Below are 24544 nucleotides of genomic sequence, written 5' to 3' on the forward strand. Positions count from 1 at the left end.
GTTCTACGGCGCAGGTGTCAGACCCAGTTGTTTGACGTCGATCGTCAACGCCGTCGTATTCAGTGTGAGGCCTGAGCTTGTCGTGTCGGCGGGGTAGATCGTGAACAGCACCTGCGCGGTCAGGTTGGTGTTGTTCAACGCCGATGTGACCGGGATGAGGTTCGGCGTCGGTGCCGTGCTGTCGTACAGCAGATTGTTGCTCTGATCCGTGACGTACGTGCGAAGGTCGATGTTGGCGGCTGCGAGCCCGCCGCTCAACTTGGTCTTGTCGACTGTCACGTTCGCTTTCAGACGAGGGCCGGTGGACATCACCTTCGAATCGCAGAAATACGTGTAGTTGAATCCGGGCTTGAGTCGGTAGGTAGTGATGTCCGGGATATATACGAGTGGATTCGGATTGGTGGGCGCGTTGACGTAGACCTGCGAATACCAGCCCCCGCCGCTCGTGGTCACGCATGCTCCCAGATCCAGGGTCCCGGACTGGACAGCGGCGCTCGTCAGGGTCGTACTGTCCGTCCATTTCGCCAATGTGCCCGAGCCGCCGAGCAATACAGCTCCGGCCGCGGCGACTGCCATGGCGGCTTTCGTCGTCTTTTTCATCACGGCACCAGGGCCTTGATCTCGTCCGGACGTTCGCTCGGGGCAGGAGATTCGGCCCAGACTCCCGCTGACGTGTCGATGACGGTGACGCCGCCACTGGTGATCACATACAACTGATCGGTTCCGGTGAGCCAGTGGAGGACAGCGTCGGCGTCGACGGTACCTCGATACACCTCAGTTCCTGATGAATTCGACACGGACACAACGGGTCCACTGGCAGTCGAGAGCTTCTGGGCGCTGAGACCGGTCGTGGTCACCGGGGCGTCGATGGGAACCTCGCTCGGGGTGGTCGTAGTTGTTGTGGGCGCCGTTGTCATGGTCGTTGTTGTTGTCGTTGTGGACGGAGTAGTTGTAGCCGGTGACGAGGTGGTTGTCGAAGGTGTAGTTGTGCTGGTGGACGTCGGGGCCTGCGAGGTTGTTGATGCGCTCGGAGTAGTCGTGGGTGAAGGTGTGGTCGAACTGACCGCTGCGGTGGAGGTGGTGGTCGTCGCACTCGGAGCTTGTGCAACCAGCGCCGAACGAGCGGCCGGAGCTGAGGCTGCCATGGTTCCGCTCGTGGGTCCGGATACACACGCCATGTCATTGAGGATGATGAGCAGTGTCGAACTGCTGATGCGGTACCCGGTGTATTCCGGTGTCACGTAAGTTCCAACGAGTCCGTGTAATTCGACGTCGTAGTTCGTGTTCGACAGGAGAATCCCGCCGCTCGGCAGATCGGACAACGTCAGGGTCGTCGAGAGGCCGGTCACGTCTCTGATCACCGGAGGTTGGGTGGTGTTGGTTGCGTTTCGGACGATGATTCGAAATGTATCCGTGGCAACGCCAGGCCAAGCGAGCACGACGGAAGTTCCCTTGTCCGAGCAGGTCATTGACGCGGGAGGTTTCGGAAAGCTCGCAGCAGTGGTGAACGAAATGCTTCCCGCTGTCGCCATGCCCGTGAAGGCGGCCTGGGTTCCGCCGATGTTCGCAATGCCCGCCACGCTGAGACCGACCGTTGTCAATGCGATGATTGCCTTGAAGGCGTGGGAATCGCCGTGCGCGTCCTGACGATCCAGCCTGGGTTCCCCTTCATCCGGTCTTTTCCGTGGGCGAAATGCGATGTACAGGAGTCCTCCGACAGCAATCGCACCAAGCACAAGCCCACTCGGTCCGGACAGCCAGACGGCCACGTAGCCGAGGCGGTTGATGCTGAAGAAAACTCGATCCGCTTCGGTGATGACGTAAGGATCTGGGTCTGTGACGGGATTCGCGTCGCCGCGCAGCTGTGCAATTGCAAGATTGTTGCCTTGCTGCTCGATCGTCTCGACACGATGGGTGATTCGAACGCCTTGGTTGTCGTAGACACTGACGATGTCACCGACCTGAACTTCCGAAGCAGGCACGGTGCGCGCGAATGCCAGAGCACCGGTCTCGATCGTGGGAGACATCGATCCGCTCTTGAAGATCAGCGGAGTGATACCGAAAGCGAAGCCGGCAATGAACAATCCGATGGATGCCAGACCGGCGAGGGCACCGAGGGTGAGCAGAAGTTCGTGAATCCGACGTGGCGTCGAGGCTTTCGGTGACATCTTCGTGTGTCGTGACACGGCGCTCACACCTTTGCCGAGAAGTTCAGGACGATGCTCGACGAGCTGCTCGTCGGTGGGGTCGGACTCGTCGGAAGCGTCACCGAGACACAAAGATTGTCGGTTGCCCCGATAGCCAGCGAACGGTCGGGTGCACCGACCGCCTGATTTGTGGTGAGTGTCAGCGGTAAGGACAACACCACATTGCTGCCATCTGTGCATTTGTTGGCCACAGTTCCGTTCAACGACACAGTCATCCGCAAGTAGGTCGTCAGCGCGCCGCCGCTGGTGGAAGTAATCGTGTATTTCAGAGGAAGATTCACGCCTGCCCCCACGTTGTTGACTTTGACGATGGCGGAGTTCGAGTCGCCGGGAATCATCCCGGTTTTGCCGAGTTGGCTGAAGTTCAGTGTCGTGGTCAGCGTGGGTTGGATTGTGGTATTCAACTGCAGATTGATCGACCCGGTCGTGATATTTCCCGAAGTCGCCATCGCTGAAGACGTCCAGGCCGCGAGCGTGGTTACACCGCCGACACCAAGCACCATCCCCAGCGCGAGCAGCGCGCGAAAACGCGTGCTGGTCAACAGGTGACGAATCCGGTGGGCCGGACGGTCAGGGCGCGAGGGCATCGTGCTGGCCTTTCTCGATCTGGACGGGGTCGGTGAGGTTGGAAGCTGCAGGGTCAGGCGCCAATCGGGCTCGAGCTCGCTCCTTCCGGCCGTCACGGATGCCGCTGATCATCATGTAGGCCGCGTACAGCAGTAGTGCCGTCACGACTATCACCACGATCACGGTGCGCTGCTCTCCGGTGAGCCAAGTGTTGACGTAGCCGAGATACGGAAGGCTGTACCAGACCTTTCCCCGGATCTGTACTGGCCGTACTTCTTTCTCGTCGCGTTCACCATTCGCGTCGCCCTGGGTGATGAAAGTTCGTTCACCCTTTTGGTTTTCACTTGTGGCGATGATCCGGTGCGTGACGACGGTCGGCTGACCCGATTCCAGCTGGTACGTAATAGGTGTACCGATCCCCAGTTCGGACGGATCGACAGGTTTGACGACGACCAGTGATCCAGGGTTGTACGTCGGGCGCATCGAACCGGTCAGAATCGTGAAGCGCTGCGCTCCCGCGAAGAAGGGGATGACAATGGTTGCGACGATGACTGCCGAAATCGCCAGCAGCAGTGTCCAACTGACGATAGAGGTGACCCACCACAGAGGGCCGGTACGTTCACCGCGTTTGGTCGAGTGTTTCGTCATGCCGCCCCTGCCTGGAACGTGAAGGTGGCGTTGGTCGTCTGACCGGAAACCGCACCAACACCCACCGTGAGCCGCAGACACAGGATGTAGGTGCCACCGGCTGCGAGCGGAGTCGGCATGTACGCGGGGGAAACCGGGTACTGCAGCGATGCATTCATCGATCCGGACGTCACTGGGGTTACTGCCGGAGCCGCGGTGTTGACGCCGGCCGGGCAGGCGCCTTCGTTGGCGACTCCGTACGTGGTCAACGTGAATCCCGGAAGTGCGCTCGTCGACTGCATTCGCCACTGCAGAGGATCAGACCCCGAATTCTTGACGGTGAGCGGAGCTTGCACCGTGTTTCCCGGGACCACAGGCGTCGTGGCCGTCGTCAAATTCGCCAGGGTGTACGCCGCACTGGTTCCGGCCGATGTACCAACGGTGAGGTTGACGCTTGCAGCGGTTGCGGTCCCACCACTCGCGCTCGCCGAATCGGACCACAGCGCGAGCGACTGCTGTGACGATGCGAACACCGCTACAGCAGCCACCGCGACTGCGATCGCTCCCCAGACCTTTTTCCTCATGAAATTACGGAGCCGGAGTCAGCGCTGTCTGAGTGACGACCAGCTTCATCGCCGCCAAGTTCAGCGACTGATTCTGCGCGACCTGGTTGGCCACCTCGGTGAAGTTCAGACGGACTCCGACGTGCACGATCGTGCCGTTCTGTACCTTGGTGATCTGTGAAATCGGGTTGCCACCAGCGTCCTTGATGGTCGTAACCGGCTGTACAGCGGCGGCAAGTTCGGCGCTGTTGGCACCTGGAACGATGCCGGCCGTATCAGCGGTCAGAACAGCCGCGAGACGATCGCCCACTGCGGTCACTGTGACGTCGCAGGTGTATTCGATGCTCTCGGTGGTGACGATGCGGTAAGCCGAGATGTTGGTGATCGCGGTCTTCGTCGGATTGAGGGAGTTCCAACCGCCGCCGACCGGTGCGCAGGCGCTCAGGTCGAGTGCACCGGAAGTGACGGGTCCGCCGCCACTGACGTCGGCCGAGTCGCTCCACACAGCGAGCGAGCCCGCACCGCCGAGGAGGAGGGCGCCGGCCGCCGCAGCAGCGATCGCGCCCTTGGTCTGCTTCTTCATGAAAATCTCATTTCATGTCTGGGACCCGAAATGGGTCGTTCAGACATGAGTATCAGCCACGGCAAACGATTCGTTACTACTTTTTCTCAAATTTCTTTTTGGACTGCGATCCACCTATTGTCGGGGGTGTATTCGCCTCTGACCTGCGAATAACTATCAGTACGCAATCTTCCTTCGAAAGAAACCGCTTGTTTGTCCAGCTGGACAAAGTGGACGAGTCGGATCCTGGCAAATCTAGTGTTTTTTACCAGTTAATTACCGACTTGCGGTTTTGTTTTGCAATTGAATCAATTGTTTGCGGTGCTACGGAATGGATCGGTTGTCATTCCTACAAGATCGGCGACCGACTCGAGAACGACTGTGGGTCGGTACGGGAAGAGCTCCACCGACGCGCGGGTCGAGATCCCGGTCATCACCAGAATCGTCTGCAGTCCGGCTTCGAGGCCACAGACGATGTCGGTGTCCATCCGGTCGCCGATCATCAACGTGTTGGCCGAATGGGCGCCGATGGACCGCAGGGCAGAGCGCATCATCAAGGCGTTGGGCTTGCCGACGTAGTAGGGATCGCGTCCGGTTGCCTTGGTGATGAGAGCCGCGACCGAGCCGGTGGCCGGCAGCGAGCCGTCACGCGACGGCCCAGTGGCGTCGGGGTTGGTGGCGATGAACCGCGAACCACGCTCGACCAGTCGAATCGCGGTGGTGATCGCCTCGAACGAGTACGTGCGCGTCTCGCCGAGTACGACGTAGTCGGGGTCACTGTCCGTCAGGACGTAACCGATGTCGTGCAGGGCAGTGGTCAGGCCCGATTCGCCGACCACGTAGGCGCTGCCGCCTGGCCGCTGGTTGGCCAGGAACGTCGCGGTAGCGAGCGCTGACGTCCAGATCGACTTCTCCGGGATGTCGAGTCCCGAATTGAGCAAGCGTGCTCGCAGGTCACGCGGGGTTCGGATGGAGTTGTTGGTGAGCACCATGTACGGGATGTCGTTCGACGCCAGCTCTGCCAGGAACGTGTCCGCTCCAGGTATCAAGTGCTCCTCGTGGACGAGAACCCCGTCCATGTCCATGAGGTAGGTCCAACCGGTCTGATCTTCTGTACTGGTCATGACTCCAGTATGTGCGGGTGCCGCCCGATGTGGGCGATCAAGCGAGAAGGCGCCACAGCCCGATCAGGCCGACGGCGACAATCGTGTAGCGCAATGCAGTGGGGGACAGGCGCCGTCCGTAGCGGGCGCCCAGGACGCCACCGCCGAGCGAGCCGACAGCGATCAAACCGGCTGCTGCCCAATTGATCTGATCGAACGCCAGAGTGATGTACATGCCCGCTGCAACGATGTTGACGAGCAGTGAGAGCAGGTTCTTCGCGCCGTTCATGCGTTGGAGGGTTTCCGGGAGGATGGCACCCATCACACCGATGAGAAGGATGCCCTGCGCGGCAGTGAAGTAGCCGCCGTAGATGCCGACCGCAAAGGTGCCGGCGGTCAGGAGCATCAGCCTCTTGGTGGACAGCGTCGTTTCTTCGGTGGAACGCTTCTTGGCCCACGCCTGGATGCGTGGTTGGAGGAGGACGAGCGCGAGAGCGAGGACCAACAGCACCGGAACGATGGTTTCGAACAGTTTCTCGGGTAGATGCATGAGCAACCAGGAACCGAGTAGTGCCCCGGCGAGTGACGCCGGAATCTGCCACTTCAGTCGATCCCACTGTCCGGACAGCTCGCGTCGGTAGCCCCAGGTGCCGGAAACTCCGCCGGCGACGAGCCCGACCGCGTTGGACATGGTCGCGGTCACGGGCGGCATGCCGAAGGCGACCAGCGTCGGGAACGTGATCAGCGTTCCACTGCCGACCACGGCGTTGATCGCGCCCGCACCGATGCCGGCCAGCAATATGAAGAAAGCGTCGAGTCCACTCACTCCGCAGACGGTACGGCAGAGGAAAAGTCGGTCCAGACGGCGGTCCCGGTCTTCGTTCGAACACTCCATTGAACACGTCTAACGCGGCTTCGGACACCGTTGGAATCAGTGCGATTTCAACCTGGTTGATCTTTCATTTCCCTTGCAGTGCAGGGAAATACAACATTTGACGACTAGACATTTCGGGTCTAGTCTTTGCTCACCATCCAGAGCGACCGAGAGACCTGGCTCGTCGACGTCGCAGCAACCCCCCGAGTGATCGGGAGCGGGTGCTACCGCCAGGACCGATGGAAGGCATCACATGGGTTCCACTTCGCACGCTCCGCACAGGCGCCGCCATATCGATCTGTGCCGCACCGCTTCGTGTCACTGTCGCTGACCGAACCGTCGTCTTCGCAACTCGAGCTCACCAACTCGAGACCACAGCTGCGTTCCCATTCCCCGAAAGGTCTATTCGTCATGTCCACTCCGTCAGGTAGCGCGCCGTGAGCGCGCCCACCGATGTCCGCCCCGAAAAGTCGGTGTCCGAGCCGCAACTTCCGGACTCGGAGCTTGTCGTTGCTCGCACCTGGCACCCGCTGCGCTGGGTGATCAGTGCGGTCGTGCTGGTACTGCTTGCTCAGTTCATCCACGGACTCGTCGTCAACCCCGGCTGGGACTGGCCGACCTTCGCGCAGTACTTCACCGCGAAATCAGTGCTCGCCGCGCTGTGGATGACGATCAAACTGACGCTGTGGGGGACGATCCTCGGATTCGGTCTCGGTGTTTTCCTGGCACTCGGTCGGTTGTCGAAAAACCCGGTCCTGCAGGTGATCGCTTGGACCTACATCTGGGCCTTCCGCTCGATTCCACTCATCGTGCAGCTGCTCTTCTGGTTCAACATCACCTACCTGTACCAGACGCTTTCTCTCGGAATACCTTTCGGGCCCGAGTTCTTCACCTTCCAGGTCAGCGGTGTGATCGGCGGATTCACCGCGGCGGTCATCGGTTTGGCGCTGCACCAGGCTGCATACTCGGCCGAGATCATCCGCTCCGGAATCATTTCGGTGGATCACGGCCAGATCGAAGCTGCTCACTCGCTCGGTATTCCGCGCAGTCGCCAGTTCTTCAAGATCGTTCTCCCGCAGGCAATGCGAGCGATTCTCCCTAACGCCGCCAACGAGGTCATCGGACTCTTCAAGGGAACGTCGATCGTCTCCACCATGGCAATCGCCGAACTGTTCTACCAGGTGCAGGTCATCTTCGGCCGCAACGGACGAGTCGTGCCCCTGCTGATGGTCGCCACGATCTGGTACATCATCCTCACGACGTTGCTCTCGATCGGTCAGTACTACGTGGAGCGCCACTATGCACGAGGATCCGCCCGTGCGCTTCCGTTGACTCCGGTACAGAAGGCGCGCAAGAAGTTCGAAGAGATTCGCGATGCGCGTCTCGATATTCCGAGAGGTGCGACCCGATGACCGCAGAACTGGCCGAAGAGACGGTGTATGCCGTCGAAGCGCGCGGAATTCACAAGTCGTTCGGCACGCTGGAAGTACTTGCCGGCGTTGATCTCCTGGTCCGCAAGGGCGAAGTGACCGTCATTCTCGGTCCGTCGGGTTCCGGTAAGTCCACCTTGCTGCGCACCCTCAATCACCTCGAGAAGGTCGACCGCGGGACCGTGCGGATCGACGGAGAACTGATCGGGTACCGGCGCAAGGGAAATCGGCTCCACGAACTGCGTGACCGCGAGATCCTGAAACAGCGTTCGCACATCGGATTCGTGTTCCAGAACTTCAACCTGTTTCCGCACCTGACCGCGTTGGAAAACGTGGTGGAAGCGCCGCTCTCGGCCCAGAAGCGTGATCGTGACGAGGTGTACCGCGAGGCCCGCGCACTGCTCGAGCGAGTGGGAGTGGGGGACAAGGCGGACGAGTATCCCCGCCAACTCTCCGGTGGCCAGCAACAGCGCGTCGCGATAGCGCGAGCGCTGGCACTGCGGCCGGCGGTCATTCTCTTCGACGAGCCGACGTCGGCGCTCGACCCGGAACTGGTGGGCGAGGTTCTCGAAGTCCTCGCTCAGCTGGCCCGTGACGGCGCCACCTTGGTGATCGTCACACACGAGGTCGGATTTGCTCGGGAAGTGGCGGACACAGCGGTCTTCATGGACGGCGGCGTCATCGTCGAACAGGGCCCACCTTCGCAGGTGATCGACAATCCGGTCCACGAACGGACCAAAGCTTTTCTCTCCCGCGTCCTCTGACGCGACCCAGACTCATTCCCGGAAGGAAAAATTGATGTTCTCCCCATCCCGTCGCGCGACTTTTCTGATCTCGGCCCTTGCCACAGTCGGACTGCTCAGCGCTGCATGCAGCAGCGCGGACGCGGAGTCCGACGGCGCCCAGGTCACCGCTGCTGCGGGTTACAACCTCACTGCCGATCAGAACCGCATTACCACCGACAAGGTGGATTCCATCGCCGCCGAGCTACCTCAGGACATCCGCGATCGTGGCACGCTGCGCGTCACCGGCAGTGCCGGTTCCGCTCCGCCGCTCCGCTTCTACGCCGACGACGACACCACTCTCATCGGTTCCGAGACCGACTTCGCCTACTTGATCGGTGACGTTCTCGGTTTGAAGGTCGACCTGCAGACCGCAGACTGGGCACAGAACTTCGTTCGCGTCGATTCCGGCGAGGCCGATGCATTCCTGTCCAATGTGACTGTGACGGAAGAGCGTAAGGAGAAGTACGACTTCGCCACCTACCGACTCGACACCCTCGCCTTCGAAGCCAAGAAGGGAGCCGGGATCTCCATCAAGGAGCCCAAGGACGTCGCGGGTAAGAAGATCGCCGTCTCCTCGGGCACCAATCAGGAAGCGCTGCTGGTCAAATGGAGTGAGCAGAACGTCGCGGCCGGCCTGGCGCCCACCGACATCTCCTACTACCAGAACACCACCGACTACTACCTGCCGCTGCAGTCCGGCCGGATCGACGCCTACTTCGGACCGAACCCGTCGTCGCAGTTCCATGCCAAGCAGTCGGGTGAAACCGAAGTCGTCGGTGAGTTCTCCGGTGCAGGCGACACGCTGCAGGGTCAGATCGCGGTTCTGGTGAAGAAGGACAATGGCCTGATCAAGGCAATCAACGACGCGATCAACCACACGATCGAGAACGGCACGTACCAGCAGATCCTCGAGCGCTGGAACATCACGAGTGAAGCCGTCGACACGTCCCTGATCAACCCGCCCGGCCTTCCGAAGACCAAGTGAGCTCTCGTCCATGAGTGAGATTTTCGATGCGATCGTCATCGGTGGAGGACTCGTCGGGTCCTCCGCCGCCTGGCGGCTCGCGGCGCGCGGACGTAGCGTCGTTCAGCTGGAACAGTTCGGGCCGGGGCACAAGCACGGTGCGTCGCACGGTACTTCGCGCATCTACCGGCAGGCGTACGACAATCACCTGTACACCGGGTTGGCGGCCGACGCGCTGCCGCTGTGGCGGGAGTTGGAGACCACGACGGACATCGGGTTCCTGGAACTCACCGGTGCCGTTGATCACGGCCTGCCGCAGGCCGTGCAGTCCAAGGCGAAGATACTTTTCGAGGCGGGCATCAAGGGTGAGATCCTCACCCCTGCCGAGGCGTCCGCCCGTTGGCCGGGGCTGCGATTCGACACCACGGTGCTCCATCACCCCGACGCAGGCCGGTTGCACGCGGACCGCGCCGTGACCGCTCTGAAGGCGGGAGCGGTGTTCGCCGGTGCCGAGGTCCGTCACGATGTTCGGGTGTTGGCACTCGCGCGGGCGTCCTACGGCGTGGACGTGGTGACGGACAGTGGAACGCTCGCAGCTCGTCAGGTAGTGATCGCGGCCGGTGCGTGGACTGCAGATCTGATCGCAGACAGCGGTCTCGGCTCCGAGATCGTACTGCCGACACTGCGCACGACACAGGAACAACCGGCACACTTCGCACCGCTCGATCCCGGAGTCGAGTGGCCGAGTTTCGTTCACCACACCGGCGCAGAATTGGAGACCGCGGGGATCTACGGGCTCGGTTCCGAGGACGGGATCAAGATCGGCGAACACGCGACCGGGCCGGTGGTGACTCCGCAGACCCGTGACTACACCCCTGACGTCGACGGAGAACAGCGATTGGTGGAGTACGCCGAGTCGTGGTTGCCCGGTGTCGATTCCACCCGTGTCGAGTCGCTCACCTGCCTGTACACGAGCACGCCGGACAGTAACTTCGTCATCGACCGAGTCGGAGCCGTCACGGTGGCGGCGGGGTTCTCGGGGCATGGGTTCAAGTTCGGTCCGGCCTTGGGTGAACTTGTGGCGGACCTCGTCGACGGAACCACCCTCGCTCCGGAAGTTTTCAGGCTGGGGGAGCGTTGACCAGATTCATGGAGGAAAGTGTTGTGGCACTGGAGCTCGGAACTCGACAGCTCGAGGGTGTCGGAGCGGTAGAGGTCTATTCGGTATCGCAGGACGATCCCTTGGCAGCTCCACTGATCGCGGAGTTGGCACTCGAATACAGTTCGCGTTACGGCGGGACTCGCGAAGCGATGCTCGAGGATCTCACGACGTATCCGGCAGAAGAATTTGCCTACCCGCAGGGTGCGCTTCTGGTGCTCACCCACGACGGTCTGCCGATCGCCGGTGGTGCGTTTCGTCAATTCGATTCCACCACTGCCGAACTGAAGAGAATCTGGACATCGGTCGACTATCGGAAGCGCGGCCTCGGCAAGGCCGTCGTTCGCGAGTTGGAACGAGAGATCGAACTCCGTGGATACAACCGGGTGTTTCTCACGACGGGTCCTCGGCAACCCGAGGCCGTCGCGCTGTATCTGTCCAGTGGATACACACCGCTTTACGACGCGTCACTCTCGCCCGAAGAGGTGGGCATCCACCCGTTCGAGAAACAACTTCGGGTCCTCGAAAATGTGACTCGAGCAGCAATTCCTACCGACCGGGTTGACAACACCCGGGTTTAACCTCGTACACTTGCGAACGACCATCCAGAGCGACCGAGAGACCTGGCTCATTGAAGTCGCAGCAACCCCCCGAGTGATCGGGTGCGGGTGCTACCGCCAGGACCGATGGAGGAACACGAAATGAAGGCAGTCGAAGGCGGTTTCGATACCGCCTGGTCGCGTCGTCACGTAGACCTGTGCCGCACCGCGGGATCTTTCTGTACCAACTGACCTCGGTCAGTCATTCACACTCAGGCGAGTCGTCGACAAGTCTGTTTTCTCTTCTCTCACAAGTGATTCGTGCTCGATCGCCTTTCTCGTCTCAGGCGACGGGTGCGCTCTTCGGCATGCCTCTTTAGGAGTTCTTGGTGTCTTCGCCCTCATTCGGTGCCCGCAAACGCGCGACCGTAATCGCCGGTATCGGTGCTGTCTCGGTTCTCGGCACCGTCCTCGCCGGCTGCAGCAGCGGGAGTGACAGTGCTGCCGACGCAGGCCCCGCCCAGTCCGGCGGAACCCTTCGCTACGGTCTGTCGCAGGCGCCGACGTGCGCAGATCCGGCCCAGGCCGGCAGTAACCAGACCGTGTATGTCACTCGGACCGTGGTGGATTCGCTGACCGATCAAAATCCCGACACCGGAGAGATCACCCCGTGGCTCGCCAAGAGCTGGGAGATCAGCCCCGACGCCGCTAGCTTCACGTTCGTCCTTCGCGACGACGCCACCTTCAGCGACGGCACCCCGGTGACGGCGGATTCGGTGAAGAAGACCTTCGACTCGGTCAAGAATCTCGGACCGAACGCGTCGTTGGCGAAGAGTTACCTGTCCTCGTACACCGGTACCGACGTCGTAGATGCTCACACGGCGAAGATCAATTTCTCCGGACCCAATGTTCAGTTCCTGCAGGCAACTTCGACGCCACAGCTCGGAATCCTCGCCGATTCCACCACCGCGCTGGCATCCGAGCAGCGCTGCCCCGGTGCAGCGGTGATCGCCTCCGGACCGTTCGTGTACACCGACTGGCAGCAGGACAAGAGCGTCAAGATCGCCAAGCGTGCGGGATACAACTGGGCGTCGGACGCGGTCGCGCATCAGGGTGAGGCCTACCTCGACGGCGTCGACTTCACGGTGGTCCCCGAATCCGGTGTGCGGGCAGGCAGCGTGGCCTCCGGCCAGCTCGATGCGGTCAGCGATGCGCTTCCGCAGGATGCGCCGCAGATCGAGGGCGCAGGCGGACGAATCCTCACAAGGCCGAACCCGGGTGTGAGCTTCTTCTTCCAGCCAAACGTCAGTCGCGGCGTTCTCGCCGATCAGGCTGTTCGCCAGGCCATCATTCCCGCGATCAACCGCCAAGAACTCGTCGACACTGTTCTGGATCCGTCGTTCTTCCCGGCCACGAGCCCGTTGGCTCACACCACTCCGCTCTACAGCGACGAATCCAGTGTCGTGACGTACGACGCCGACAAGTCGGCGAAGCTTCTCGACGCGGCTGGTTGGAAGGCCGGCAGCGACGGTATCCGCGAGAAGGACGGGCAGAAGCTCACTTTCAGCGTCACCTTCAGTCCGGTGTTCTCGGGTAACCAGGCCATCCTCGAGCTCGTACAGCAGCAGCTCAAGAAGGTCGGCGTCGACTTGCAGCTCAACCTGGTCTCGAACGGTGAATGGACCGAGAAGGGAGTATCGGGTGATTACGATTCGCTGTATTACAACAGCACTCGCGCGGACGCCGACATCCTGCGGGCATCGTTCAGCACCGAGGGCCGCAACCTGAACCGTCGCGGCGCAGATCCGGAGCTCGACAAGGTACTCACAGACCAGCTTGCAGCCACGGACAACGGCCAACGCGGCGAACTGGTATCCACTGCACAGGAATTGATCCTCGACCGTGGACTCTCCATCCCCACCATCGAGCTCTCACAGGCCATCGGCGCCGGATCGAGTGTGCAGGACCTGAACTTCGAAGCCTCCTCACGCCTGCAGTTCTACGACGCATGGTTGTCGGGTAAGTAATCATGACTCGATACGTACTCACCCGACTGGGTCAGGCCGCAGTGGTCCTGTGGGCCGCCTTCACCATCTCGTTCGTGATTCTGTTCCTCCTGCCGAGTGATCCCGTCAGCATGGCTGCCGACTCGTCCGGTCAGGGTGTTGCAGTGGATCAGGCTGCGCTCGATCAGCTTCGGGCGCGGTACGGCTTGGACCAGTCGGTGTGGGTGCAGTACTGGACGTCGCTGACGAATGCTCTTCGCGGCGATTTCGGTACATCGATCTCCACCGGTCAGCCGGTGACGGATGCCATCTTCTCGGCGCTGCCCAGCACTCTGGTGCTGGCAACCACCGCCTTGGTTCTGGCCGTGTTGTTCGGAGTGGCGATCGCGTTCTTCGCTACCTACACCCGCAAGCGGTGGCTCGCGAACCTGTTGTTCTCTCTGCCGCCGCTGGGTGTGGCAGTGCCCACTTTCTGGGTGGGCCTGATTCTTCTGCAACTCTTCTCGTTCCGTCTGCACATCTTCCCGGCATTCGGAGACAAGGGATTCGCAACGGTGATTCTTCCGGCGATCACCTTGGCGATCCCGACCGGCGCGGTGATCGCGCAGGTGCTCACGACCAGCCTGCAGTCGACGCTACGTTCGCCGCACGTGGAGACTGCGTACGCCAAGGGCGCAAGCCGTTGGCGCGTGCAGACCCGTCACGCGTTGCGTCTGGCGAGCATTCCGGCATTCACCATTGCCGGTGTGCTGGTCGGCACGCTGCTGGCGGGCTCGGTGGTTGTGGAAACGGTGTTCTCTCGCGCGGGCGTCGGCCGTCTGACACAGACGTCGGTGATGGCGCAGGACATCCCGGTGGTGCAGGGAGTCGTTGTGTTCGCCTCTCTCGTGTTCGTGCTCGTCAACCTCGCGGTCGACCTCTTCTACCCTTTGATAGATCCACGGATCATCCAGACGAAGAAGAGTCACACCGAAAAGTCGAATACCGAAAGCTCGACCGATCTGGAGCCGGCTCATGTCTGACACATTGATCGAACCCCTACTCCTCGATCCGAGCGTCGAGGCGAAGACACCTGTTGTTTCGCGCCGAAAGTCCACGGCCATCGGCTGGATCCGAAAGCCCGGCTTGGTGATTCCGGTGTTGATCGTGTTGCTTGCCATCGGCTTTGCCGTCGCACCCGGATTCTTCGCCAGCGGCGATCCGTTGTCCGGTGTCCCGGCGGACAAACTGCAGGGCCCGAGCCTGGCTCACTGGTTCGGAACCGACAATCTCGGACGTGACCTGTACACACGGTTCGTGCACGGCGCCGCGCTGTCCCTGACCGTAACCTTGGTGGCGGTCGGAATCGCATTGGTGGCGGGATCGATAATCGGTTTGCTCGCGGGCTTTGTCGGTGGCGTCGTCGACGCCGTGCTGATGCGCATCGTCGACGTGCTGCTGTCCATTCCGGCACTGCTGCTCTCGTTAGCCCTTGTCACCGCACTCGGCTTCGGCACCATCAACGTCGCCATCGCAGTCGGCGTCAGTATGGTCGCCAATTTCGCGCGAGTGATGCGTGCCGAAGTGATGCGGGTGCGCGGAGCTCAGTACGTCGAGGCTGCGTTCAGTTCAGGTGTGCAGTGGCTCGGTGTCCTGCGTCGGCACGTGCTTCCCAACTCCTACGCGCCGGTGGTCGCGCTGTCCGCTGTCGAGTTCGGGCAGGCAGTACTAGCCGTGTCGGCTCTGAGCTTCTTGGGATTCGGCGCCGTTCCGCCTACCCCGGAATGGGGATCGCTGGTATCCGAGGGACGCAATTTCCTCGCCAATGCCTGGTGGATGACAACACTTCCCGGTCTCGCGATTGTCGCCGTGGTCATCTCGGCACACCGTATCGGCCACGAGATCGAAAGGAACAACCGGCGATGAGCACGACTGAGGACCAGTTGCTTTCCGTCACCGACTTACAGATCGCCTACGGCGCCGAGCCCGCGGTATCCGGCGTGAGCTTCACCGTCGGTCGGGGCGAAGTAGTTGCGGTGGTCGGGGAATCGGGTTCCGGTAAGTCGACCACGGCACACGCGATATTGGGTCTGCTCGCCGGCAGTGGCCACGTCACCGGCGGGACCGTCGAGTTCGAGGGTGAACAGATCGACTCGTATTCCGACCGTGCGTGGCAGCGAATCCGCGGCGCGCGTATCGGTTTGGTGCCGCAGGATCCGACGACCTCGCTCAACCCGGTGACGCGGATCGGCGACCAGGTTGCAGAAGTCCTCCGGATCCACGGCCTCGCAGACCGTCGCAAAGCCCGGTTGGACGCCGTCGAGGTGCTCGAGCGCGCGGGTATCGACCGGCCGGAAATCCGAGCACGCCAGTACCCACACGAGCTCTCCGGCGGTATGCGGCAACGAGTTCTGATCGGTATCGCGCTTGTCGCGAACCCCGCCCTCATCATCGCCGACGAGCCGACCAGTGCTCTGGACGTCACGGTTCAACGACGCATCCTCGACCACTTGGACGAGCGAATCGCCGAATCCGGTGCCGCCGTGCTCCTGATCACGCACGACCTGGGAGTGGCCGCAGACCGCGCGGACCGGATCCTGGTGATGCAGGGCGGCAGGATCGTCGAATCCGGCCGCACCGCAGATATTCTGGACAACCCGCGACACGAGTACACGAAGAAGCTGCTCGACTCGGCTCCGAGCCTGTCCTCGGGACCGGTCGATCGGCCGGTCCGTCAGGATACGAGCCCGCTGCTGACGTTGACCGGAATCACCAAGCGTTTCAACGTCGGACGCGGGAGTTCGATCACCGCGGTGAACGAGGTATCGCTGACTGTTCCGCGTGGTCAGACGGTGTCGTTGGTGGGGGAGTCGGGCTCCGGCAAGTCGACCACGGCGCGCATCGCCGTGCGGTTGGAGCAGGCGGATGCCGGCACCATCTCCTTCGACGGACACGACATCACGAAGGTCAAGGGCAGCGATCTGCGCGAGCTGCGCCGAAAGATCCAGCTCGTGTACCAGAACCCCTATGCATCACTCGACCCGAAATTGTCCGTCCAGGACATCGTTGCGGAGCCGCTGCGGGCCTTCAAGGTTGGTGGACGCAGCCAGCAGCAGAGTCGTGCAGCAGAGTTGCTCGATCAGGTTGCACTTCCCGAGCAGTTCCTGAGCCGCAAACCGGCCGAACTCTCGGGCGGCCAGCGTCAACGGGTGGCGATCGCTCGTGCGCTTGCGTTGAAGCCGGACCTGCTCGTTCTCGATGAACCTGTGTCCGCTCTCGACGTCTCGGTGCAAGCGCAGATTCTGGCGCTACTCGACGAGTTGCAGCGCGAACTGGGCCTGACCTATCTCTTCATCTCCCACGATCTTGCGGTTGTTCGCCAGATCAGCGACGTCGTCGGCGTCATGCAGGCCGGGCGATTGCTCGAAATCGGCACTACCACCGAGATTTTCGACAATCCCCGAAACGAGTACACACGCACACTTCTCGACGCGATCCCCGGGCGGGATCATTCGACACGAAAGGCCGAACATGTCCGAGCGTAGTTCCGGAGCATTCCTGGTCGGCCTCGAATTCGAGGGAACCGGAGCTCATCCGTACTCCTGGCGACGCGAGGATTCGCGCGCCGAAGATCTGTTCACGCCCTCGTACTGGGTGGACCTGGTGACCGCCGCGGATCGGGGTGGGGTGGATCTGGCGTTCCTCCCTGACTCGTTCGGACTGCAATCCGAGGGCCAGCACGCAGTGCGGGGCAGATTGGAGGCAGTTGCAACTGCGGCGCGGCTGAGTGCTGTGACCTCGCGTATCGGCCTGATTCCCACCGCGACAGTCACGCACACCGAGCCGTTCCACATCTCCAAGGCCGTCGCGAGTATCGACTACTCCTCAGCGGGGCGGGCCGGCTGGCAGGTCGCGGTGTCCGACACCGCTGAGCAGGCGTCGTTATTCGGCCGAAAGGCAGTGCAGGGCCCCGAGTCCGCGTGGGAGGAAGCGTCCGAGGCTGTCGAGGTGGTCAGTCGGCTGTGGGACAGCTGGGAGGACGACGCCGAGATACGGGACGCTGCGAGCGGACGATTCATCGATCGAGACAAGCTGCACTACATCGACTTCGAGGGAAAGAACTTTTCCGTCAAGGGGCCGTCCATCACGCCGCGCTCCCCGCAGGGGCAGCCGCTGATCGCAGTCGACGCGAGCAGGCCGGAGGCACGCGAGCTCGCTGTTGCGCGCGGAGATCTGATTCGGATCTCGGCAACCGACCTCGGCGAGGCCAACGCCACGGCCAAGCTGGTCCACGCGAATGCCGCTGCCCTCGGGCGCAGCGTCAGGGTTCTCCTCGACGTCGACGTGCTTCTCGGCGCTGATCGCGGAGCCGCCGACGACGCTCTGGCGGAACTCGAGGAATGGGCGGGAGCACCGTACGCCCCGCACTCGCTGTTCTACCGCGGTGACAGCGCCGGCCTGACTGTCCTCCTTCGCGAGATCGGTGGGCTGGCCGGGGTCGACGGTGTTGTCCTGCGTCCCTTGGCTTTGGCTGCCGCAGTGGAGAAGATCGCGGCGGACGTGGTGCCGACTCTCAATCCGCGACCGACTACCGGCCCGACTCTGCGCGAGCGGTTGGGTTTCGAGTTGCCCGTCAATCAGTTCGCGTAGCGCGAACAGAGAACAGGAACACCGATGACACAGAACAGGATTCGCAAGCAAGTTCACCTGGGTGCTCACTTCCCCGGCGTGAACAACACCACGGTGTGGACCGATCCGGCGTCCAAGAGCCAGATCGAGTTCAGCTCGTTCGAGCATCTCGCCCGCAGTGCCGAACGCGGATTGTTCGACTTCTTCTTCCTCGCAGAGGGTTTGCGCCTGCGCGAGCATCAGGGCATGATTCACGACCTCGACGTGGTCGGTCGCCCGGATACATTCAGTATTCTCAACGCGGTTGCCGGTGTGACAACGCATCTCGGTCTGGCCGGGACGATCAACACCACGTTCAACGAGCCGTACGAGTTGGCCAAGCAGTTCTCGACGCTCGATCATCTCTCCGACGGCCGCGCCGCGTGGAACCTGGTCACCTCTTCGGATGCCTTTACCGGTGAGAACTTCCGCCGCGGTGGGTATCTGGAGCATTCCGAGCGGTACGCACGCGCAAACGAGTTGGTCGACGCAGTACGGACGCTGTGGGACAGTTGGAGCATCGATCGTCCGATCGTCGACCGTGAGCGCGGCGTTTTTGCCACCGACCAGCAGGTCGGTCAGTTCCAACACTCCGGTAAGCAGTTCGACATCTCCGGACGCTTCGAAGTACCTCGGAGTCCCCAAGGACACCCAGTCCTGCTGCAGGCAGGTGACTCCGACGAAGGACGCGAGTTCGGCGCCGCCAAGGCAGACGCCATCTTCACCGGGCACGGAACGCTCGAAGCAGGCAAGACGTTCTACGCCGACGTAAAGGGACGCTTGGCCAAGTACGGACGCACGCACGCAGACCTCAAGATTCTCCCCGCCGCCACCTTCGTGCTCGGTGACAACGCCGCGGACGCACAGGAGAAGGCGTATCACATCCGGCGGCAGCAGGTCGGACCCCAGACTGCCATCGCTTTTCTCGAACAAGTCTGGGGCAGAGACCTTTCCCAGTACGACGCCGACGGCCCGTTGCCGAAGGAAGATCCGTCGGACGACGTCAACATCACCCGCGGACGCGTCCGCCACGTCAAGGATCCGCGAGCGGTCGCAGATCAGTGGCGCGCCAAGGCCGAGGCCGAAAACCTCAGCATCCGTGAACTCATCATCGAAGTAACTGCCCGCCAACAGTTCGTGGGTAGTGCAGCGGAGGTGGCTGCCGAGATCGACACCTACGTCCAGGGCGACGCGAGCGACGGATTCATCCTCGTTCCCCACATCACCCCCGCGGGCCTCGACGAGTTCATCGATACCGTCGTACCAGAACTACAGGACCGCGGCAGTTTCCGGACCGAATACTCAGGAACCACCCTGCGCAGCCATCTCGGGCTGCGCCACCCGTACGAGCAGGCTGAAGGAGTCCGCGCATCATGACCGTTACCGACACTTCCACCAGCACCTTCACCGGCGAGTGGAATGCTTGGCATGCCTCGCGCGACGCCACCTTCAGTGAACCACTCGGCTGGCTGAGCCTGACTGCGTTGCATTGGCTGGTTGACACCGATTCCACCTTCGCGGACCTGCCCGGTGCGTGGCGCGCCGACGCGAATGCCGTTGTCGTCACCGCGACGCCGGCCGACGACCTCTCGATCGACGGCGTCGCAGTGGACGGTTCAGTCACTCTGAATCCGATCGAGGGTGCGCCGGGACTGATCGTCAAGCAGGGCGCGCGGTTGGTCGAGGTCATCCGCCGCACCGGCGAGGTGGCTCTGCGGATCCACGATTCGTCGGCCCCGGCATTGGCGCAGTTCAGTGGTATCCCGACCTTCGAGCCGAACCCGCAGTGGCGCATCGAGGGTGTCTTCACAGCTTTCGAGGAGGCTCGCACGGTGACGACAGGTGCGGTCGTCGAGCGCCTCGAGCATCATCACGACGCCCGCGGAACCATCAGCTTCGAACACGATGGTGCAACGCATACGCTGATTGCGTTCGCGGGCAAGGACAACGGCTTTCACATCCTGTTCACCGACGCGACCAGTGGTGTATCCACCTACCCGGCCGCACGCTCGCTGCACGTGAGTGCACCGGAGCCCGGTGGTGCGGTAGCCCTCGATTTCAATCGGGCGTCGAACCTGCCCTGCGCCTTCACCGATTACGCGACGTGCCCCGTCGCCCCCGCCGAGAATCGTTTGCCGTTCGCGGTGGAAGCCGGCGAGAAGACACCGAATACCCGCGACGGAAGCGCACCGAGGTGAGCGCGCCCCTGTCCGTACTCGATCTCTCTCCGATCAGTGAGGGTGAAACGGCCCGCCAGGCCTTGCGGAACTCGCTGGACCTCGCTCGTTCTGCCGAAGCGTGGGGATACAAGAGGTACTGGGTCGCCGAACACCACTTTGTCGGCGTAGCCAGCTCGTCACCGGCCGTTCTGGTCGGACTGATTGCGGCCGCGACCAACACCATTCGCGTCGGCTCGGCCGCCGTGCTGCTGGGCAACAACACGGCAGCTCAGGTGGTCGAGGCCTTCGGTACCGTCGAAGCGTTGTATCCGGGTCGTATCGATCTCGGTATCGGGCGCAGCGGGCAGCGTCGGGTGGAGGCACTTCGTGCCGTCGCTGCCGGAACGCCTGCCCCGGCAGAATCGAAGCGGGAGACCGTCGTACGCGACGGCGTCGTGATCCCGGCGCCCTTCGATCCAACCGGTCTTCTCACGTCACCGAGATTGCAGGCGTCGTTCGAGGCATTGGCGTTTCCGGGCGCACAGGCGCCCGATTTCGAGCAGCAGGTCGACGACATACTCTCGCTCCTGAACGGCACCCACCGCACCCGCGACGGCATCGAATTGCACGCCAGTCCCGGTGAGGACGCCGACGTCGAATTGTGGGTTTTCGGAAGCAGCGCAGGCCCCAGTGCCGAACTCGCCGGACGACTCGGATTGCCGTTCGGCGCGAATTACCATGTGGCGCCCTCGAGTACGCTTGATGCCGTCGAGGCATACCGTGCAGCATTCCGGCCGTCGGCAGTTCTGTCGGAGCCGTATGTCGTCGTCTCCGCGGATGTTGTTGCCGCAGAGGACGATGCGACGGCGAGAGAGTTGGCGTCGACGTTCGCGCACTGGACGCACAGCATTCGCAGCGGGCACGGCGCCATCCCGTACCCCGATCCGGCCACAGCGCTCCCACTTTCCGATGCCGACAAAGCAGTAGTGGAGGATCGGCTGATCACGCAGTTCGTCGGTTCACCCACCACCGTCGCCGACAGGCTCGACAGTTTGCAGAAGCTCACCGGAGCGGACGAATTGGTGATCACCGGGGTGACCCATCGGCACGAGGATCGCCTGCGCTCGTACGAGCTGCTTGCCAAGGAATGGGGACTACCCGCACTACTGGCAGCATGAGCTTGCCTTTGTCCATTAGTGTCGAGTGATGTTTTCGCCCCGAGATGCGCTTTCGCTTGCTCTTGACGTAGCGCGTGAGGGCATGGAACTCGGGGAGATGCCGATCGGGGCAGTCGTGTTCGACGACGACCGTGTGCTCGGGCGGGCGTATACGCAAGAACGGGCACTTGGCCGACGGGTAGTCCATGCGGACCTTCAAGCGCTCTTGCAGGCCGACGAGGCTCTCGGGTTCACTCGAGCGTCAGGAGAATTGACATTGGCGGTCAATCTCGAACCATGCCTGATGTGCATGGGTGCCGCGATCACACTCGGTGTGTCCCGGGTGTGGTTCGCTCTCGAATCCCCGAACGACGGTGCGAGGGAACTCGTGCAGCTGTGGGCGCCGCCTGAGGAACTTCCGTTTTTCCGTAAGCCGCGTGAAGTCCTCGGCGGCATTCGCCGTGACGAATCGCGAAATCTGTTCGCTGAATACGCCACTGGCACTGGCCCCGCCGGGATGCGGGACTGGGCGCGCAGTCTCACCTGACGCCATGGCTTGAAGGAGCGCCGTGAGGCTTACGCCCCGATCGCGCCCGCGATCATCGGCCACGACGCACGCATGTCGGCTTCGAAGAGTCCCCAGGTGTGGGTGCCCTCGGGTCGGAAGCTGAACGTCGCGGGGATGCCGAGCTGACCGAATCGACCCTGTAGGGCAGCGGTGCACATGTTGGTGATGCCTTCGAGCACAGCGCCGGGAACGACTCCGGCAGCCATCGCCAATGAGTTGATTCCGTCCACCGGACCGGGAAGGCCGTTGCCGGTGGAGATGAACAGCGCTGTGCCGCGTAGTTTCTCGGCATTGATCAGCGGGTCGTGAGCAGCCCACTGCGGGCTACCCCACGGCCCCCACATGTTGGCTGCGTTTCCTCCGCCGAGTATCTCGACCATCGAGCGCACCGCAGCCTGGCCGAGCGGGTCGCCGGCGCGCGGGCAGCCGCTGTACGAGCCGACGGCGCGGTAGGTGCCCGGCGACTGGATCGCGAGGTCCAGAACCGGTCCACCGGCCATCGACACGCCGCCGAGTGCGTTGACGCCGGTCGTGTTGTATCGAGCGTTGACCGCTGCCGGTAGTTCCTTGGTGAGGTACGTCTGCCATTTGTTGCGGCCGAGCACCGGATCGTCGGCGTTCCAGTCGGTGTACATGCTGAACTTGCCGCCGACCGGCATGACCACGTTGACGTGCTTGTCGTCGAAGAAGTCACGAACTCCGGTGTTGTTGAACCAAGAGATCCCGTCCTCACCGCCGCCGACGCCGGTCAAAAGGTAGAAGGTCGGGGCGGGGCCACCGCCGGCCGGGGAAATCACGTCGTTGGCGATCCAGCGGTCCATGGAGGGGGAGTAGACATCGATGCGGCTGACCACTGAATCCGCGCTCGCGGTCGGCGCGCTGAGGCCGAGAAAGCCGGCAGCCATGGCCACCGCCATCGTCAATCGGACCGTGAATCGACGTGCCTTCATTATTTCCCCCTGGCGCAAGCCGGACAGCGTATTTGTGCCTACCAACAGTGGCACAATGCGAAGGAGAGTGACGAATGTCCGGATAACAGTCCGGTAAGAAGATGGAGACAATTGCGTGGGATCGCAGTCGCATCACCCCGAATCCGACGTGATTCGGCTGGCCTTCGGGCTGGCCGCGATCACGGCTGGTGCGGCGCGCAGAACCGCTGGTCTCGCCATTGATTCGGTGCAGCGGATCCCCGTTGTCGGTGACGCACTCGACGACGCGATCACCCAGGTCGCCACCCGCGGCACGGAAGCGATTCGCTCGACAGCGGAATTTGCCGATTCCACGTTGAGAACGGTGATCAAAGCTGTCGTCGACGCTGCTCTTGCCGAAGTCGACATCACGAAGATCGTCGTGGACCACGTGGACATCGACAAGATCGCCGAGAACATCGACGTGGACAAGATTGCCGAACGGGTCTCGCTCGAACCGATCATCGATCGCGTCGACGTCGATGCGATCGCGAGCCGACTCGACGTCAAAGCAGTGATCGATCGCCTCGACCTCGACGGCATCGTCGACAGCGTCGACCTCGAGCGCCAGATCGACCGCGTCGACCTCCTCAAGATCGCCGACCAGGTCATCGAGGGTGTCGACCTCCCACAGATGATTCGTGAATCGACCGGTTCACTCTCCACCGAAGCCGTGCACGGGGCGCGCGTGCAGGGGATGCAGGCGGACGACGCTGTCGCCGGGTTCGTCGGACGATTGTTCGGCCGCGACAACGCACCACCCTCACACGAGCCGCATCCGGACACGAACGCAGGTGAACGCTAGTGGCCCAGGAGAAGTCCGGCCCGGCCGGAATCGTCACCCGTGGCCTCGCCGGACTGATCGACCTGGGCGTCGTGCTGATCCTGATGGGTTCCGTGTACGTGGCCTTGGCCTTTGTTCGATTGCTCTTCTCGCCGCAGAGTTTCACGTTCTCGGAACCGGGAATCTTCCTGTCCACGACGGCATTTCTCGGCGTCTCGGTGGCCTACCTGACTGCCTGCTGGGCGACCACCGGCCGAACTGTCGGTTCCCTCGTGATGGGGTTGCGGGTGATCACGTCGGGTCACCGGTTGGTCCGTTGGCCGCTCGCCTTCATCCGTGCGGTGCTCTGTGTGCTCTTCGCCTTCGGATTGCTGTGGTCGGCGGTCGATCGACGGCGACGATCGTTGCAGGACATCGTTCTGCGCACCGAGGTCGTCTACGACTGGCGTCAGGACCCGGATCTGGTGGCACCCCACGGAGGCGAGCACGCATGAGTGAACCGAACCGCCCGGACGAGCGATTCACCCTTGCCAGCGAGCGCACCTTCCTCGCGTGGATGCGTAGCTCGCTTGCCCTGCTGGCGGGCGGCATTGCCGTCGTCCAGTTGGTCCCCGAGTGGAGTACAGGGTGGGTTCGTACGGCGCTCGGTCTGACGTTGATCGCACTCTCGGCAGCAGCCGCCCTCGTCGGTATGCGACGCTGGCTACAGGTGAAGAAGGCGCTCGAGGACGGCGCGGCGATGCCGGAACCGCATGCGCTGTGGCTGTTCGCACTGGCATTGGCCGGGGTTGCCGTCGCGGCCGGTGTGGCAACGGTGGTTACCAGCCTTGCTCGCTGAGATACCTCGCTGAGATACGCAGAGAAGTCCGAGCGGT

The 24544-nt window shown here is 62.4% G+C and carries 27 protein-coding genes and 2 riboswitches; of the genes, 18 read left to right on the forward strand and 9 right to left on the reverse strand.

Translation table 11 applies throughout. From position 1 onward, the window contains the following. Window positions 1-3 precede the first annotated feature (3 nt). From GJB56_RS00170 to GJB56_RS00205, 8 genes are all read right to left on the reverse strand, one after another. Window positions 4-600, reverse strand: a complete 597-nt coding sequence (locus GJB56_RS00170; RefSeq protein ID WP_113682312.1) for an alternate-type signal peptide domain-containing protein — start codon at window positions 598-600, stop codon at window positions 4-6. Next, window positions 600-2186 carry a signal peptidase I gene (locus tag GJB56_RS00175; RefSeq protein WP_162793408.1) on the reverse strand — a complete coding sequence of 529 codons (1587 nt, stop codon included), beginning with the start codon at window positions 2184-2186 and terminating at the stop codon, window positions 600-602. The genes GJB56_RS00170 and GJB56_RS00175 overlap by 1 nt, the downstream gene beginning before the upstream one ends. A gap of 5 nt (window positions 2187-2191) precedes the next feature. Next, the gene (locus GJB56_RS00180) at window positions 2192-2749 is read right to left on the reverse strand and encodes a SipW-dependent-type signal peptide-containing protein (RefSeq protein ID WP_157920621.1); all 558 of its coding nucleotides are present in this window, start codon (window positions 2747-2749) and stop codon (window positions 2192-2194) included. 28 nt (window positions 2750-2777) lie between these two features. Beyond that, window positions 2778-3422 (reverse strand): signal peptidase I, encoded by a 645-nt coding sequence (locus GJB56_RS00185; RefSeq protein ID WP_097387705.1) that lies wholly within the window; start codon window positions 3420-3422, stop codon window positions 2778-2780. Beyond that, window positions 3419-3985, reverse strand: coding sequence for a hypothetical protein (locus GJB56_RS00190; protein WP_113682315.1), 567 nt, complete (start codon window positions 3983-3985; stop codon window positions 3419-3421). The genes GJB56_RS00185 and GJB56_RS00190 overlap by 4 nt, the downstream gene beginning before the upstream one ends. A gap of 4 nt (window positions 3986-3989) precedes the next feature. Further along, window positions 3990-4547: an alternate-type signal peptide domain-containing protein gene (locus GJB56_RS00195; protein ID WP_020906667.1), complete on the reverse strand. Its 558-nt coding sequence runs from the start codon at window positions 4545-4547 to the stop codon at window positions 3990-3992. Window positions 4548-4834: 287 nt separating this feature from the next. Continuing rightward, entirely contained in the window at window positions 4835-5650 is an 816-nt protein-coding gene (locus tag GJB56_RS00200) for an HAD-IIA family hydrolase (RefSeq protein WP_029254768.1), read from the reverse strand. 37 nt (window positions 5651-5687) lie between these two features. Further along, on the reverse strand, window positions 5688-6455 hold the full coding sequence (locus GJB56_RS00205) for a sulfite exporter TauE/SafE family protein (RefSeq protein ID WP_113682442.1): 768 nt from the start codon (window positions 6453-6455) through the stop codon (window positions 5688-5690). A gap of 199 nt (window positions 6456-6654) precedes the next feature. Then, a riboswitch (SAM riboswitch) is annotated at window positions 6655-6749 on the forward strand. A gap of 191 nt (window positions 6750-6940) precedes the next feature. Here GJB56_RS00205 and GJB56_RS00210 point away from each other — a divergent pair. The 15 genes from GJB56_RS00210 (at window position 6941) to GJB56_RS00275 (ending at window position 21896) form a co-directional block, all read left to right on the forward strand. After that, a complete protein-coding gene (locus GJB56_RS00210; RefSeq protein WP_020906669.1) occupies window positions 6941-7915 on the forward strand; it encodes an amino acid ABC transporter permease in 975 nt (324 codons plus the stop codon). Next, on the forward strand, window positions 7912-8697 hold the full coding sequence (locus tag GJB56_RS00215; protein WP_020968833.1) for an amino acid ABC transporter ATP-binding protein: 786 nt from the start codon (window positions 7912-7914) through the stop codon (window positions 8695-8697). The genes GJB56_RS00210 and GJB56_RS00215 overlap by 4 nt, the downstream gene beginning before the upstream one ends. A 34-nt stretch (window positions 8698-8731) precedes the next feature. After that, window positions 8732-9703 carry an ABC transporter substrate-binding protein gene (locus GJB56_RS00220; protein ID WP_020968834.1) on the forward strand — a complete coding sequence of 324 codons (972 nt, stop codon included), beginning with the start codon at window positions 8732-8734 and terminating at the stop codon, window positions 9701-9703. A 10-nt stretch (window positions 9704-9713) separates the two neighbouring features. Further along, entirely contained in the window at window positions 9714-10823 is a 1110-nt protein-coding gene (locus GJB56_RS00225; protein WP_020968835.1) for an FAD-dependent oxidoreductase, read from the forward strand. Between the two features lie 8 nt (window positions 10824-10831). After that, the gene (locus GJB56_RS00230; protein ID WP_019749497.1) at window positions 10832-11422 is read left to right on the forward strand and encodes a GNAT family N-acetyltransferase; all 591 of its coding nucleotides are present in this window, start codon (window positions 10832-10834) and stop codon (window positions 11420-11422) included. Window positions 11423-11439: 17 nt separating this feature from the next. Beyond that, window positions 11440-11534, forward strand: a riboswitch (SAM riboswitch). An 8-nt stretch (window positions 11535-11542) separates the two neighbouring features. Further along, window positions 11543-11632 (forward strand): putative leader peptide, encoded by a 90-nt coding sequence (locus GJB56_RS31975; RefSeq protein WP_310504006.1) that lies wholly within the window; start codon window positions 11543-11545, stop codon window positions 11630-11632. A gap of 137 nt (window positions 11633-11769) precedes the next feature. Next, window positions 11770-13407, forward strand: a complete 1638-nt coding sequence (locus tag GJB56_RS00235; protein ID WP_019749499.1) for an ABC transporter substrate-binding protein — start codon at window positions 11770-11772, stop codon at window positions 13405-13407. A gap of 2 nt (window positions 13408-13409) precedes the next feature. Next, complete coding sequence (locus GJB56_RS00240; protein ID WP_070386603.1) at window positions 13410-14408, forward strand: ABC transporter permease; 999 nt, start codon at window positions 13410-13412, stop codon at window positions 14406-14408. Beyond that, a complete protein-coding gene (locus GJB56_RS00245; RefSeq protein ID WP_113682316.1) occupies window positions 14401-15291 on the forward strand; it encodes an ABC transporter permease in 891 nt (296 codons plus the stop codon). Before GJB56_RS00240 ends, GJB56_RS00245 begins: the two co-directional genes overlap by 8 nt. Beyond that, on the forward strand, window positions 15288-16910 hold the full coding sequence (locus GJB56_RS00250; RefSeq protein WP_113682317.1) for a dipeptide ABC transporter ATP-binding protein: 1623 nt from the start codon (window positions 15288-15290) through the stop codon (window positions 16908-16910). The genes GJB56_RS00245 and GJB56_RS00250 overlap by 4 nt, the downstream gene beginning before the upstream one ends. After that, the gene (locus GJB56_RS00255) at window positions 16897-18015 is read left to right on the forward strand and encodes an LLM class flavin-dependent oxidoreductase (protein WP_019749502.1); all 1119 of its coding nucleotides are present in this window, start codon (window positions 16897-16899) and stop codon (window positions 18013-18015) included. The genes GJB56_RS00250 and GJB56_RS00255 overlap by 14 nt, the downstream gene beginning before the upstream one ends. 24 nt (window positions 18016-18039) lie before the next feature. Continuing rightward, complete coding sequence (locus tag GJB56_RS00260; RefSeq protein WP_113682318.1) at window positions 18040-19410, forward strand: NtaA/DmoA family FMN-dependent monooxygenase; 1371 nt, start codon at window positions 18040-18042, stop codon at window positions 19408-19410. Next, the gene (locus GJB56_RS00265; RefSeq protein ID WP_019749504.1) at window positions 19407-20231 is read left to right on the forward strand and encodes a DUF1684 domain-containing protein; all 825 of its coding nucleotides are present in this window, start codon (window positions 19407-19409) and stop codon (window positions 20229-20231) included. The genes GJB56_RS00260 and GJB56_RS00265 overlap by 4 nt, the downstream gene beginning before the upstream one ends. Beyond that, complete coding sequence (locus tag GJB56_RS00270; RefSeq protein WP_047888733.1) at window positions 20228-21370, forward strand: LLM class flavin-dependent oxidoreductase; 1143 nt, start codon at window positions 20228-20230, stop codon at window positions 21368-21370. Before GJB56_RS00265 ends, GJB56_RS00270 begins: the two co-directional genes overlap by 4 nt. 28 nt (window positions 21371-21398) lie before the next feature. Beyond that, window positions 21399-21896, forward strand: coding sequence for a nucleoside deaminase (locus GJB56_RS00275; RefSeq protein WP_167343319.1), 498 nt, complete (start codon window positions 21399-21401; stop codon window positions 21894-21896). A gap of 29 nt (window positions 21897-21925) precedes the next feature. Here GJB56_RS00275 and GJB56_RS00280 read toward each other — a convergent pair whose 3' ends face one another. Next, window positions 21926-22867, reverse strand: coding sequence for an alpha/beta hydrolase (locus GJB56_RS00280; protein WP_029538606.1), 942 nt, complete (start codon window positions 22865-22867; stop codon window positions 21926-21928). Window positions 22868-22982: 115 nt separating this feature from the next. Between GJB56_RS00280 and GJB56_RS00285 the strand changes: the two genes are divergently transcribed. Genes GJB56_RS00285 through GJB56_RS00295 form a run of 3 tightly spaced genes read left to right on the forward strand, consistent with a single transcriptional unit; the run spans window position 22983 to window position 24507 of the window. Then, the gene (locus tag GJB56_RS00285) at window positions 22983-23690 is read left to right on the forward strand and encodes a hypothetical protein (protein WP_019749508.1); all 708 of its coding nucleotides are present in this window, start codon (window positions 22983-22985) and stop codon (window positions 23688-23690) included. Continuing rightward, a complete protein-coding gene (locus GJB56_RS00290) occupies window positions 23690-24163 on the forward strand; it encodes an RDD family protein (protein ID WP_113682319.1) in 474 nt (157 codons plus the stop codon). Before GJB56_RS00285 ends, GJB56_RS00290 begins: the two co-directional genes overlap by 1 nt. Continuing rightward, window positions 24160-24507: a YidH family protein gene (locus tag GJB56_RS00295; protein ID WP_019749510.1), complete on the forward strand. Its 348-nt coding sequence runs from the start codon at window positions 24160-24162 to the stop codon at window positions 24505-24507. The genes GJB56_RS00290 and GJB56_RS00295 overlap by 4 nt, the downstream gene beginning before the upstream one ends. The last annotated feature ends 37 nt before the right edge of the window (window positions 24508-24544 follow it).

Origin of the sequence: Rhodococcus sp. AQ5-07, assembly GCF_009707305.1 — a bacterium.
Taxonomy (GTDB): Bacteria; Actinomycetota; Actinomycetes; order Mycobacteriales; family Mycobacteriaceae; genus Rhodococcus_F; species Rhodococcus_F erythropolis.